This window comes from Polaromonas sp. P3_B1 (assembly GCF_056402935.1).
The window spans coordinates 26,591-39,604 of record NZ_JBFUGK010000012.1 but is presented as its reverse complement, the minus strand read 5'-3'; the positions used below and the strand labels follow the sequence as shown (position 1 = coordinate 39,604).

Below are 13,014 nucleotides of genomic sequence, written 5' to 3'. Positions count from 1 at the left end.
TCGGCGCGAGGCTCGATTTATGGTCGCAATCGACGTATTATCAAGCGAAGCGGCGCGTACGGATAAAAAACCTTGGACTTAAATTTACATTCCCCGGAACGGCAGCTGATTGAACTCAGGATGGAGCATGCGGACCTCAATGCGCTGGTGGACATCGCGGCGCACACCATGCCCATCGACGAATTGCTGCTCAGGCGCCTGAAAAAACGGCGCCTGCAGCTGCGTGACCAGATCGCTCAACTCGAGCTGTCGCTGGACCCCCCTGAGCCCGCCTGATGACCCTCGCGCTTGAAGTCGAAGAGGCTTTTGCGCCCGGCGGCGTGTTGTCGCGGGCAGCCGAGCATTTCACGCCGCGCAGCGGGCAGACCGAGATGGCCCTGGCCGTCGCGCGCGCCATTGAAGGTGCCTACCCCCTGGTGGTTGAAGCCAGCACCGGCGTCGGCAAGACGTTCTCCTACCTGGTCCCGGCGCTGCTCAGCGGTGAACGTGTGCTGCTGTCGACCGCGACCAAGGCTTTGCAGGACCAGCTTTTCGGACGGGATCTGCCGCGCCTTGTCGAGGCGCTGGGGCTTCCGGTAAGCACGGCACTGCTCAAGGGACGGGCAAGTTACCTCTGCCTGCACCGCATGGAAATGGCCCGTCAGGAGGCTTACTTGCCCGACGGCATTTCGGTGCGTGCCTTGGCCAGGATTGAAGAATGGTCCAAGGTGACGCGCACCGGCGACCTGGCCGAGCTGCCGGGGCTGGACGAACGTTCCCCCATGATTCCCCTGGTGACTTCCACCCGTGAGAACTGCCTGGGCGCCACGTGCCCGCGCTTTCGCGCCTGCCATGTGAACCTGGCCCGCAGGGAGGCCATGGCGGCGGATGTGGTGGTCATCAACCACCACCTGTTTTTTGCCGACCTGGCGGTACGCGAATCCGGCGTGGCCGAATTGCTGCCTTCGGTGCGCATTGCCATCTTCGATGAAGCGCACCAGCTCAACGAAACCGGTGTGCAATTCCTGGGCACCAACCTGACCACCGGCCAGCTCCTGGATTTCGCGAGGGATATGCTCGCCACCGGCTTGCAATTGGCCCGCGGCCTGGTTGACTGGCAGGAGGTGGTGTCCGCCGTCGAGCACGCCGCGCGCGAGATGCGATTGTGCGCCGGCAAGCAGTACCCCGGGACCAAGCTCAGGTGGGTGGGCGAATCTCCCGAAGGATTGCATCCGGACGAGTGGAACGCCGCGCTGCAAGCCGTTCACGCCGCCTGCGAGCAGGCCTGCGCGGCGCTGGATACCGTCAGTGAAATAGCCCCAGACTTCGTTCGCCTGCATGAGCGCGCCACCGAATTGGCCGAACGCGCCCGGCGCTTTGTCCACGCCTGTGAGCCTGGCTGCGTGCGCTGGGCCGACGTGGGCACGCAGTTGCGCCTGGTCGAATCGCCGCTGGATATCTCCAAGGCGGTCAAGAGCAAGGTGCTGGGCGGGGGAGACGGTGCGGACAAAACCTGGGTATTCACTTCGGCCACCCTGGGCGATGACGACAAGCTGAGCTGGTTCACCCAGCCTTGCGGGCTGGAGGACGCTGAGGTTCTGCGGGTGGGCAGCCCTTTTGACTACGAGCGCCAGGCGGCGCTCTATGTGCCGCCGGCCTTCCCGAAGCCCGGAGACCCGGCGCATACGGTGAAGGTGGCCGAATCCGCCGCGAGGTGGTCAAGGCAGCTGGGCGGCCGCACCATGGTGCTCACCACCACGCTGCGGGCCTTGCGTACCATTGGTGATGCCCTCAGGGACGCTTTCCAGGAATCGTCCGACATGGAAGTGCTGGTACAGGGCGCCATGCCCAAGCGCGTGCTGATAGAGCGCTTTCGGGAAGGTAATTCAAACGGCGGCAAGGGCTGCGTTCTGGTGGCTTCGGCATCGTTCTGGGAGGGCATTGATGTGCCTGGAGAAGCGCTGCAGCTGGTCATCATCGACAAGCTGCCCTTTCCGCCGCCCAATGATCCGCTGGCGGAGGCCCGCTCCAAGCTCCTGGAATCACAGGGCCGCAGCGCGTTCAACGATTATTTTCTGCCTGAAGCGGCCGTGGCGCTCAAGCAGGGGGCCGGTCGTCTGATACGCCGCGAGAGCGACGAGGGTGTACTGGTGGTTTGCGACAGCCGGCTGGCATCCATGGGCTACGGCAAGCGCCTGCTGAGGGCGTTGCCGCCGATGCGGCGCCTGGCGTCAGAACAGGAGCTGACGGAAAGGCTGACCACCCTTACCAGAACTTGTACCAGGGATTGTCTGCAGACTTGAAGCCCTTGGTCAGGAACTGGCTCTGCGGGTAGTTTTTTTCCATGATGCGGCGGGTGTCGTCGCGCAGCTCAGCCATCCCGAGGGCATCATAGGATTTGTAGAGGATGTAGATGGCTTCTTCCAGTGCGGGCACATCGCGGTAGTCGGCGATCGCGCTCTGCGCGCGGTTGATGGCAGCCACATAGGCGCCGCGGGAATAGTAGTAACGTGCCACATGCACTTCCGATTGCGCCAGCGAATTCACGATGTAGCTCATGCGCAGGCGGGCGTCCGGCGTGTACTTCGACTCGGGGAAACGGGTCACCAGCTCCCTGAATGATTCAAACGATTCCTTGGCGGCCTTCTGGTCGCGTTCAGACAAATCCTGGCGCGAGATGAAGCCGAAAATGCCCAGGTTGTCGTTGAAGTTGACGAGGCCCTTGAGGTAGAGCGCATAGTCGAAAGCCGGGCTGGCCGGGTGCAGCTTCATGAAGCGGTCCAGCGTCGCGATGGCCTGGGCCTGCTCGCCGCCCTTGTATTGCGCATAGGCTTTTTCGAGTTGGGCCTGCTGTGCCAGCGGGGTGCCCGCCGCGCGGCCTTCGAGCTTTTCATACAGGGGAATGGCCTTGTCGTAGGCTCCCGAGCTGGCTTCGTCCTTGGCTTCGGCGTAGATTTTGTTGGGGCTCCAGGTGGCCGTCTTGTCGACGGCGGGTGTGCTGGAGCAGCCGGCGATCACGAAGGACAGTGCGCAAACGGCTGCAAGAAGCGGCATTGCATTGGGAACGACCGATAATTTGGTGGAAAACATTGCAATCGACCTTCTTGATGACTGATTCGGAACAAAGCAAATTGATTATATCGGCCGCTGCTGCGCCCGAAAGCGCCGCTGACGAAGTCCAGGAGGAGGGGGACGCTTCGGCCGAGATGGAACTGCGCCAGGTGACGGTCCCTGCGGACAGCCATGGCAGCCGGCTGGATCGCGCTTTGGCCGCCATTGTGCCCGAGTTCTCCCGCACCTATCTCCAGCAGCTGATCGAAGGCGGTATGGTGAAGCTGGCGGGCGTTACGGCGGCCAAGGCCTCAGCCAAAGTCAAGGCGGGAGATGAACTCCTGATCGAATTGCGCCCCACGCCGCAGAGCCAGGCCTTCAAGCCCGAGGCCATGGCCCTGGACATCGTATTTGAAGATGCTTATCTGATGGTCATCAACAAGCCTGCCGGCCTGGTGGTGCACCCCGCCCCCGGCAACTGGAGCGGCACTCTGCTCAACGGCCTGCTGGCCCATGATCCCCAGGCCGTGTTCCTGCCGCGCGCCGGTATCGTCCACCGCCTCGACAAGGACACCAGCGGCCTGATGGTGGTGGCTCGGCAGCGAACCGTGATGGATCAACTGGTCGGCCTGATCGCCGCCCGGGATGTGAGCCGGGAGTATGTGGCGCTGGCCCACGGCGCCTGGCAGGGTGCGAAAACCCGGCAGGTTGATGCCCCCATAGGCCGGGACCCTCGTAACCGCCTGCGCATGGCGGTCGTGGACCTTGAGAAAAACGCCGGCAAGACGGCATCCACGGTGGTCTCACTGCTGCAAAACGCCGGCAAGCACTGCCTGGTCAAGTGCAAGCTGCACACAGGGCGCACCCACCAGATACGGGTGCACATGGCGCTTCTCGGCCATCCGCTGGTGTCGGACGAGCTCTATGGCGGTGCACCGGCGGCGGGGCTGGGTCGCCAGGGTCTTCACGCGTGGCGCCTGGCCTTTGAGCATCCCGTCACCGGCAAGGCCGTGGAGTTCCGGGCGGACCCACCCGCCGACTTACAGGCGGCTATTGCTGCTTTGGGCCTGATATACAATCAAATTCAGTAGTTTCCAGCTACCTGCACCATGGCTCCTGACCAGGAGACTGCGCATGGATGCATGCGCGAACAAGCGCCGAACCCACGTTTTCCCGGCCTTTTTTTCCGCCCTTTTTCGGAACGACCACAATCATGAATACGACGGATGCAAAGCGCGTCCTCGAAACAGCACTTATTTGCGCGCAGCAACCGCTGCCACTGCGTGAGATGGGTGTGCTGTTCAACGGGGTACTGACTGCCGACAGCCTCAAGCTGGTACTTGAAGAATTGCAGAACGACTGGTCGGGGCGCGGTGTGGAGCTGGTGCACGTCGCGACGGGCTGGCGCTTTCAAAGCCGTCCCCAGATGCGCGAATACCTTGACCGGTTGCATCCCGAAAAACCCCCGCGCTACAGCCGCGCAACGCTGGAAACGCTGGCCATCATCGCCTACCGCCAGCCCGTGACGCGCGGCGACATGGAAGACATTCGCGGCGTGACGATCAACAGCATGATCCTCAAGCAGCTGGAAGACCGCGGCTGGGTGGAAGTCATCGGCCATCGGGAGACCGTGGGGCGGCCCGCGCTCTACGCCACCACCCGACAGTTCCTGGACGACCTGGGCGTTGAGTCGCTGGACCAGCTTCCCGTTATGGACAGCGCCTCCTCCACGCCGGCCGCGATGCTGGAGCAAATCGAGTTTGGGATGGCCGGGGCTGCGGACGGCGAGCTGCAACTGGAAGGCCCTGAGTCGGCCGCGCAGGCGGAGGATGCCACCCTCGCGCATGAGCCGGCCGACGCAAGCGAGCCCCTTGAAATGGCTGCCGCGGACGAAGTCCCTGAAGCAGATGGCGCTCCCGATGCTGCTGAAACGCAAGTCCCCGAACCGGCGGAAGTCGTCGCCGAGGCTTCCCCGGCGCGAGAGCCCGAGGAGAGCGATGCCGAAGCTTCCGGGCAGAACGACCTCGACTCCTCCGTTCGAATGTAAAAAATGACCCAACAAGATCCTCCCGTCCCGGAACCCGTGGACCTGCCCGCTGCTGAAGAACAGGTCAAGACGCAACCCCAGGAGCAACTTGCACAGGGGGCTCCCGAGGCGATTACGCCGACGCAAGCCGAAGCGGTGCCGCCCGCGCGGCCGGGCAAGGGACGCAACGCCGCTCCCGCTCCCGGCGTCATACGATTCGAAGACGTGGTGACGGGGCAGTTTGATGCGGACGAGGAAGATGTCGCGCTCGCGCTGCCCAAACGGGTCTTGTCTCCGCAGCCCGAGACGCCCAAACTGCACAAGGTGCTGGCCCAGGCGGGCCTGGGTTCGCGGCTGGAGATGGAGCAACTCATCCTGGAAGGGCGCATTTCGGTCAATGCCGAGCCGGCCCATATCGGCCAGCGCATCCAGTTCGGCGACACGGTGAAGGTCAACGGCAAACCCGTGCGCGTGCGCATAGACCCGCCGCCGCCGCGCGTCATTGCGTATCACAAGCCCACTGGAGAAGTCGTCACGCACGATGACCCTCAGAACCGTCCGACTGTTTTCCGGCGCCTGCCAAAGCTGTTCCAGGGCAAGTGGCAGTCGGTAGGGCGGCTTGACCTGAACACCGAAGGCTTGCTGCTGCTGACCAGTTCCGGCGAGCTCGCCAACAAGCTGATGCACCCGCGCTTTGGACTGGAGCGCGAGTATGCGGTTCGCGTACTGGGCGCCCTGAACAACGAAGAGAAAAACCGCCTGCTCGAGGGCGTGAACCTGGACGATGGCGTCGCCCAGTTCAGCTCGATCGAAGCCGGCGGTGGTGAGGGCGCCAATTGCTGGTATCGGGTCACCATTTCTGAAGGGCGCAACCGCGAAGTGCGGCGCATGTTTGAGGCGGTCGGCCACGCCGTGAGCCGCCTGATCCGCATCCGTTATGGCGCCATGGTGCTTCCGCGCGGCCTCAAGCGCGGTGCGTTTGTCGAACTCGATGAGGGCGATATCCGGGCCCTGACCAGTGCGCTGACGCGCTCTGAAGCCCGCGCCGACCAGCGTGCCCCGCGCGCCAGCCTGCAGGCCGGCGAAGGCGAGCAGCGCCAGGGGCGTGGGCCGCGAAGGAACGACCGGCCGCGCGGTGGGCGCGACCGCTTCGCAGCGCCACCGGCGGAGATTCCTTCCGGGGATTCAATGCCGGAGGGATCTGACCAGGAGCCCGACGACTCGCAACCACCGCTTCCGCGAAACGATTCCGCGCCCCGGGGCAATCGCCGCCGCGGCGGAAAAAGCCGTGGGCAGGGCGGCAACACAGGTCCAGGCCCCCGTAACGGTCCYCCTCCCGGCAATGGCATGCAGGGGCAAAAAAGGCGCGACGACCGTGGGGACCGCGGCGATAAGGGCCCGGGCGGCGCCCAACCCGATCCCATGAAAACCTCGTTTGGCTATATCGGCGCGGACACCTTCACGCGGCAGCGCCAGGGCCAGGGCCAGGGCCAGCAGCGCCGCGGCTCGGGGATGGGCGGCGGCAACAATGCCGGTGGTCCACGCCGTGGCGGCGGGGGTGGAGGCGGCGGAAACCGCGGGGGCGGCAATCGCGGTGGTGGAAACCGTGGCGGAAATCGCTGAGCACCGGCAGAAGCACTTTCAACCGCAGGGTTGATCTGAATCCCAAAGCCCACAGGTTAAAATCATGGGCTTTATTCAATTTTTGAATAATCTAAAAATCCAAAAAAACTCCTAAGGAACTCTTATGGCGATCGAACGCACTCTCTCCATCATCAAACCCGACGCAGTGGCAAAAAATGTGATCGGCCAAATCTACGCGCGCTTTGAAGCTGCCGGCCTGAAGGTTGTGGCTGCACGCATGGCCCATCTGTCGCAAGGCGAGGCCGAGGCTTTCTACGCCGTGCACAAAGAGCGTCCTTTCTTCAAGGATCTGGTGTCCTTCATGATTTCCGGCCCGGTCATGATCCAGGCACTGGAAGGCGAAGGCGCCATCCTGAAGAACCGCGACCTGATGGGCGCCACCGACCCGAAGAAGGCCGCTGCCGGCACCATTCGCGCCGACTTCGCCGACAGCATTGACGCCAATGCCGTGCACGGTTCCGATGCCGCGGAAACCGCCAAGGTGGAAATCGCCTTCTTCTTCCCCGGCATGAACGTCTACTCGCGTTAATCATGTCCGACCCCATGCTTCGATCCCCTTTACCAGGGCTGTCGCTTGCTTGGGGCGGTTCACCCGGCTGCCTGCTGCGATGACGGCCAATCTCCTTGATTTCGATCTCGATGGTTTGGCCGCCTTCTGCGAGCGGCTCGGTGAAAAGCGTTTTCGCGCCACCCAGCTCTTTCGCTGGATTCACCAGAAGGGGGCGACCGATTTCACGCAAATGACGGACCTCGCGAAGTCCCTGCGTGAAAAGCTCACCGGTTCGGCCCACATCCAGGGACCCAAAGTGGTCTCCCGCCACGATTCCGCCGACGGCACCATCAAATGGCTGTTCGACGTCGGCGCTGGCGATGTCATTGAAACCGTTTTCATTCCGGAAACTGACCGCGGCACCCTGTGCATTTCCTCGCAGGCCGGCTGTGCCGTGGGTTGCCGCTTCTGTTCGACCGGCCACCAGGGCTTCAGCCGCAACCTGACCACCGGAGAAATCATCTCCCAACTGTGGTTTGCGGAGCACTTCCTGCGCCAGCACCTGGGCCGCGACGAGCGCGTGATCTCCAATGTGGTCATGATGGGCATGGGTGAGCCCCTGCAAAACTATGGGCAACTGGTTCCCGCGCTCAAGGTCATGCTGGATGACCACGGCTACGGCCTGTCAAGGCGGCGCGTGACGGTCTCCACTTCGGGCGTGGTGCCCATGATTGACCGCCTTGCCGGCGATTGCCCGGTGGCCCTGGCAGTCTCGCTGCATGCGCCTGAAGACGCACTGCGCGACAACCTCGTGCCCTTGAACAAGAAATACCCCATTTCGGAGCTGCTCGAGGCCTGTACCCGCTACCAGGCGTCGGCGCCCCGGGACTTCATCACTTTCGAATACTGCATGCTGGACGGCGTGAACGACCAGCCCGCGCATGCGCGCCAACTGGTTTCACTCGTCCAGGCGCACGCGGCGCGCGGCCTCTCCTGCAAATTCAACCTGATTCCGTTCAACCCTTTTCCAGCCTCGGGTCTGAAACGCTCCGACATGCCGCAGGTCGCCGCATTTGCGAAAATTCTGATGGACGCGGGCATTGTGACCACCGTGCGCAAAACGCGGGGGGACGACATTGATGCGGCCTGCGGGCAGCTTGCCGGCGATGTGCAGGACCGTACCGGTGTGGACCAGCGCATGGCGGCCCAGCGGCAGGGTATGCTCGGGGGAATTAAAGTCGTTGTGGCCAAGGGGATGGGTGTATGAGGTTTTTCTCCAATGTGATCTGGTTGCCGGTGTGCTGGCTGGTCGTGCTGCTGGCGGGATGTGCCAACCAGCAGGGCACTTCCGGGACGGCGGCTTCCAGCCGCAGCGATATCATCACCGAATCGGATGAACCCGAGGGCCGCCGGCGCGCGCGACTCAGGCTTGAGCTGGCCTCAGGCTATTTCGAGCAGGGCCAGACCAATGTCGCGCTCGACGAGATCAAGCAGTCCCTGCTGGCCGACCCTACTTTCGCGGACGCCTATAACCTGCGCGGGCTCGTGTACATGCGCCTTAACGACATTCCGATGGCCGAGGACAGCTTCCGCCGCGCGCTTGCACTCAATTCGCGCGACGGGAATGCGGCGCACAACTTCGGCTGGCTGATGTGCCAGCAGGGTCGCTACAACGACGCGCTGCGCCTGTTCGGCCAGGCTGTGTCCAATCCCAACTATGGTGATCGGGCCAAAACGCTGATGACGCAAGGGATCTGCCAGGTTCGCGCGGGACAGCGAGCCGAAGCTGAGCAAAGCCTTATGCAGTCCTATGAACTGGACGCGGGGAATCCCATCACTGGGTACAACCTCGCGCAGTTGCTGTATGAGCGTGGTGATCTGACCCGCGCACAGTTCTACATTCGCCGCATCAACAACAGCGACCTCGCCAACGCCGAGAGCCTGTGGCTGGGCATCAAGACCGAGCAAAAACTGAATAACCGGAGCGCGGTGCTGCAGCTGGGTGACCAGCTGAAGAAACGGTTCGCACAGTCCCGCGAGGCGGCTTCCTATGAGAAGGGCGCCTTCAATGAGTGAGCTTGATCCGGTACCGGCGGGACCTTCCGGCAGTGAGGCGGTGTCTTCGGGCTTCAGCCACAGCAGCATCCCGGCCCCGGATGCGACAGCGGGTAGCCTGCTTCGCCAGGCGCGGGAGTCGGCGGGCATCCACATCGCCGCGCTGGCGGTGTCGCTCAAGGTGCCTGTGAAGAAGCTTGAAGCGCTCGAGCAGGACCGCTTTGACCTGTTGCCTGATGCCGTCTTCGTACGGGCACTCGCCTCCAGCGTGTGCCGCACCCTCAAACTCGACGCGGCCCCGGTGCTGGGCCTCCTGCCCCAGACCAGCGCTCCCAAGCTGACCTACCAGGGCACCAGCATCAATGCCCCGTTCCGCTCGCCGGGCGAGGGCCCTGGACCGTCGGTCTGGACCCAGGTTTCCCGTCCGGCAGTGCTGGCAGGCCTGCTCCTGCTGCTTGGCGCCCTGGTCCTGATTTTCCTGCCGGCCGTCAAGCACGACGGCAGCAGCGGCAAGGCCGAATCCGCCGACGCGACCATGCCGCCGGGCGGTGCTGATGCCGGCAAGCCCCTGCCGGTAGCCATTGCCGGTTCCGGCCTGGGCAACGCTGCAGCGCCTCCCGCCCCAACAGAATCATCCAACCCGCCCGACACAGTCGCCGCCGCGGCAACTGCGGCTCCCTCGGCCATCGCGACGCTGCCACCGGCGGTGGTCAATCCCGCTCCGCCGGCCGCCAGCACCCCCGCGCAGGTTGCCGCCCCGGCGGCCCCGGCGGTGCCTGCTGCGCCCGCCGTGCCTGCTCCGGTTGCTGCCGCCTCTCAGCCCGCGCCCACGGGCATCGTCACGTTCAGCGCCAAGGGCGAATCATGGGTGGAAGTGACCGATGCCAAAGGCACGGTCGTGCTGCGCCGCCTCCTGGCGGCCGGTGAGGTCGCCGGCGCATCGGGTGCGTTGCCGCTCGCCGCCGTGGTCGGCAAAGCCGACCTCACACAGGTGCAGGTGCGTGGGAAGGCTTTCGACCTGAGTGCGGTTTCCCGTGACAACGTTGCCCGCTTCGAGGTGAAATAGTGCCGCAGGCCAGCCTTCCCATTGAATCCGCTTTTCCCAAGGCGCGGCGTTCCCTGCAGGCGCGGGTCGCCTGGGGTTCGCGCATCGTCACCGTGGGCGGCGACGCGCCGGTGCGCGTGCAGTCCATGACCAATACCGACACGGTTGATGCCATAGGCACTGCCATCCAGGTCAAGGAGCTTGCGCTCGCAGGCTCCGAGATGGTCCGCATCACGGTCAACACGCCGGAAGCCGCCCAGGCCGTGCCGTATGTGCGCGAACAACTGGACCGCATGGGCATTGATGTGCCGCTGATCGGCGACTTCCATTACAACGGCCACCGCCTGCTCACCGACTATCCCGCCTGTGCGGAGGCCCTGTCCAAGTACCGCATCAACCCCGGTAATGTCGGCAAGGGCGACAAGCGCGATCGCCAGTTCGGCCAGATGATCGAAGTCGCCATGCGCTGGAACAAGGTGGTGCGCATAGGTGTCAACTGGGGCAGCCTGGACCAGGAACTGCTGGCCAGCTTGATGGATGAAAACAGCGCACGTCCGGTGCCCTGGGATGCGAAGCAGGTGATGTATGAAGCCCTGATCACCTCCGCGGTGGAATCGGCCCAGCGCGCCGAGGAAATGGGCATGCCCCGCAACCAGATCATCCTGTCCTGCAAGGTCAGCGGGGTTCAGGACCTGATCTCCGTCTACCGCGAACTGGCCCGGCGCACGGACCATTCGCTCCACCTGGGTTTGACTGAAGCCGGCATGGGCACCAAAGGCACGGTGGCTTCGGCCACGGCGCTGTCGATCTTGCTGCAGGAGGGCGTGGGTGACACCATTCGCGTCTCGCTGACGCCCCAGCCTGGCGAGGCCCGTACCCAGGAGGTCGTGATTGCGTCGGAAATCCTGCAGGCCCTGGGTCTGCGGACCTTTGTGCCCAGCGTCACGGCCTGCCCCGGATGCGGCCGCACCACCAGCACCACCTTCCAGGAACTGGCCAAGCAGATTGACGACTTCCTGCGCGCCCAGATGCCTGTCTGGCGCAAGCAGTACCCCGGCGTCGAAGGCCTCAAGGTCGCGGTGATGGGCTGCATCGTCAACGGCCCGGGCGAGAGCAAGCACGCGGACATCGGCATCAGCCTGCCGGGCTCCGGCGAGGCCCCGGCCGCGCCGGTGTTCATCGACGGCGAGAAAAGGCTGACCCTGCGCGGCGACAACATCGCGCGGGAGTTCCAGGTCATCGTTGAAAACTACATTGAAAAGCGCTTTGGCACGCAAGCCGTCGCTGAAGCCATCTGAAATTCATGGTTGAAAAAGCAACTGCCGCCGCGGTGGAGAAATCCGCCGTGGCAAAAACGGAAAAACTCCTCGCCGTCAAAGGCATGAACGACATCCTGCCGCCCGAATCGGCGCGCTGGGAGTGGTTCGAGGCCAAGGTGCGCGCGTTGATGGCCCGTTATGCCTACGCCAACGTGCGCACACCCATCGTGGAGCCGACCGCGTTGTTCGTGCGCGGCCTGGGCGAGGTCACCGACATTGTCGAAAAAGAGATGTACTCCTTCGTCGATTCGATGAACGGCGACAAACTCACGCTGCGCCCCGAGGCCACCGCCGGCATCGTGCGCGCCATGGTCGAGCACAACGCGCTGTACAACGGACCCATGCGGGTCTGGTCGGCAGTGACGCTGTTTCGCCACGAACGGCCGCAAAAGGGGCGTTACCGCCAGTTCCACCAGATCGACGTCGAGGCCCTGGGCTTTGCCGGGCCCGATGTGGACGCCGAGCAGATCCTGATGTGCCGGGCGCTGCTGCGCGACCTGGGCATTCCCATGGAGCACGTGCGGCTTGAGCTCAACAGCCTGGGCCAGCCCGGCGAACGCATGGCGCACCGCGCCGCGCTGATTGCGCACTTCGAGGCACACGCCGACATGCTGGACGAAGACGCCAGGCGCCGGCTGCACAGCAACCCGCTGCGTATCCTGGACACCAAGAATCCCGCCATGCAGGCCATCGTCGAAGCGGCGCCCAAACTGATGGACTTCCTCGGCGAAGCCTCGCTAGCCCACCTGAACGCGGTGCGCGCCGCGCTCGACGCCGTGGGCCTGACCTACCGCATCAACCCGCGCCTGGTGCGCGGCATGGACTACTACAACCTGACCGTGTTCGAATGGATCACGGACAAACTCGGCTCGCAGGGCACGGTCTGCGGAGGAGGGCGTTACGACGGCCTCTTCGAGCAGCTGGGCGGCAAACCGACACCGGCGGTCGGGTGGGGCATGGGTGTGGAGCGCATGCTGCTGTTGCTGGAAGCGGTCGGCGCGCTGCCGCCCGAAAACGCGCCCGACGCCTACGCCATCCTGCCGTCGGCCAAGGCCTTGCCCGTCGCCATGGCCGCCTGCGAAGCGCTGCGCGGCGCCGGCATCAAGGTGCAGATGCACTGCGGCACGGCCGAAGGCATGGGCAGCATGAAATCCCAGTTCAAGAAAGCCGACGGCAGCGGCGCGCGGTTTGCGCTGATTTTTGGCGACGATGAACTCGCCCAGGGCCGTGTCGCGGTCAAACACCTGCGCGGTGAAAAAGACCAGGCGCTGCAAGCCCAGGCGCTCCAGCCGCTGGACGATATTGCGGCCTGGGCCCAGACCCTGCGCGGCTGAACCACCGGGCCGTCCCGATGGGACGCCTCTCCCGGGCCTCTACAATCACCCCAACTCAATCCGCGCCGTCA

At 64.3% G+C, this 13,014-nt stretch carries 12 protein-coding genes; 11 read left to right on the top strand and 1 reads right to left on the bottom strand.

Annotated features, from left to right (window positions below; all coding sequences use genetic code 11):
• Positions 1-72: 72 nt before the first annotated feature.
• Both AC1DXS_RS09050 and AC1DXS_RS09045 read left to right on the top strand, forming a co-directional pair.
• Positions 73-276 carry a DUF465 domain-containing protein gene (locus AC1DXS_RS09050; RefSeq protein WP_007871178.1) on the top strand — a complete coding sequence of 68 codons (204 nt, stop codon included), beginning with the start codon at positions 73-75 and terminating at the stop codon, positions 274-276.
• The gene (locus tag AC1DXS_RS09045; protein WP_477737180.1) at positions 276-2,282 is read left to right on the top strand and encodes an ATP-dependent DNA helicase; all 2,007 of its coding nucleotides are present in this window, start codon (positions 276-278) and stop codon (positions 2,280-2,282) included. Before AC1DXS_RS09050 ends, AC1DXS_RS09045 begins: the two co-directional genes overlap by 1 nt.
• On the opposite strand, the gene AC1DXS_RS09040 is transcribed toward AC1DXS_RS09045, so the two are convergent.
• Positions 2,245-3,069 (bottom strand): outer membrane protein assembly factor BamD, encoded by an 825-nt coding sequence (locus AC1DXS_RS09040; RefSeq protein WP_477737179.1) that lies wholly within the window; start codon positions 3,067-3,069, stop codon positions 2,245-2,247. The two genes, AC1DXS_RS09045 and AC1DXS_RS09040, sit on opposite strands and share 38 nt — an antisense overlap.
• 17 nt (positions 3,070-3,086) lie before the next feature.
• Here AC1DXS_RS09040 and AC1DXS_RS09035 point away from each other — a divergent pair, with 17 nt between their 5' ends.
• The 9 genes from AC1DXS_RS09035 to hisS all read left to right on the top strand — a co-directional run bounded on the left by AC1DXS_RS09035 (position 3,087) and on the right by hisS (position 12,943).
• Positions 3,087-4,121, top strand: a complete 1,035-nt coding sequence (locus AC1DXS_RS09035; RefSeq protein ID WP_477737178.1) for an RluA family pseudouridine synthase — start codon at positions 3,087-3,089, stop codon at positions 4,119-4,121.
• A gap of 122 nt (positions 4,122-4,243) precedes the next feature.
• Positions 4,244-5,077: an SMC-Scp complex subunit ScpB gene (gene scpB, locus AC1DXS_RS09030; RefSeq protein ID WP_477737177.1), complete on the top strand. Its 834-nt coding sequence runs from the start codon at positions 4,244-4,246 to the stop codon at positions 5,075-5,077.
• 3 nt (positions 5,078-5,080) lie between these two features.
• Positions 5,081-6,679, top strand: a complete 1,599-nt coding sequence (locus AC1DXS_RS09025) for a pseudouridine synthase (protein ID WP_477737176.1) — start codon at positions 5,081-5,083, stop codon at positions 6,677-6,679.
• A 124-nt stretch (positions 6,680-6,803) separates the two neighbouring features.
• The gene (gene ndk, locus AC1DXS_RS09020; protein WP_122956648.1) at positions 6,804-7,229 is read left to right on the top strand and encodes a nucleoside-diphosphate kinase; all 426 of its coding nucleotides are present in this window, start codon (positions 6,804-6,806) and stop codon (positions 7,227-7,229) included.
• A gap of 79 nt (positions 7,230-7,308) precedes the next feature.
• Positions 7,309-8,457 (top strand): dual-specificity RNA methyltransferase RlmN, encoded by a 1,149-nt coding sequence (gene rlmN, locus AC1DXS_RS09015; protein ID WP_477737175.1) that lies wholly within the window; start codon positions 7,309-7,311, stop codon positions 8,455-8,457.
• Positions 8,454-9,266, top strand: coding sequence for a type IV pilus biogenesis/stability protein PilW (gene pilW, locus AC1DXS_RS09010; RefSeq protein ID WP_477737174.1), 813 nt, complete (start codon positions 8,454-8,456; stop codon positions 9,264-9,266). The genes rlmN and pilW overlap by 4 nt, the downstream gene beginning before the upstream one ends.
• Positions 9,259-10,311 (top strand): helix-turn-helix domain-containing protein, encoded by a 1,053-nt coding sequence (locus AC1DXS_RS09005; protein WP_477737173.1) that lies wholly within the window; start codon positions 9,259-9,261, stop codon positions 10,309-10,311. The genes pilW and AC1DXS_RS09005 overlap by 8 nt, the downstream gene beginning before the upstream one ends.
• The gene (ispG, locus tag AC1DXS_RS09000) at positions 10,311-11,588 is read left to right on the top strand and encodes a flavodoxin-dependent (E)-4-hydroxy-3-methylbut-2-enyl-diphosphate synthase (RefSeq protein WP_477737172.1); all 1,278 of its coding nucleotides are present in this window, start codon (positions 10,311-10,313) and stop codon (positions 11,586-11,588) included. The genes AC1DXS_RS09005 and ispG overlap by 1 nt, the downstream gene beginning before the upstream one ends.
• A 5-nt stretch (positions 11,589-11,593) precedes the next feature.
• Positions 11,594-12,943, top strand: a complete 1,350-nt coding sequence (hisS, locus tag AC1DXS_RS08995) for a histidine--tRNA ligase (protein WP_477737171.1) — start codon at positions 11,594-11,596, stop codon at positions 12,941-12,943.
• Positions 12,944-13,014 lie beyond the last annotated feature (71 nt).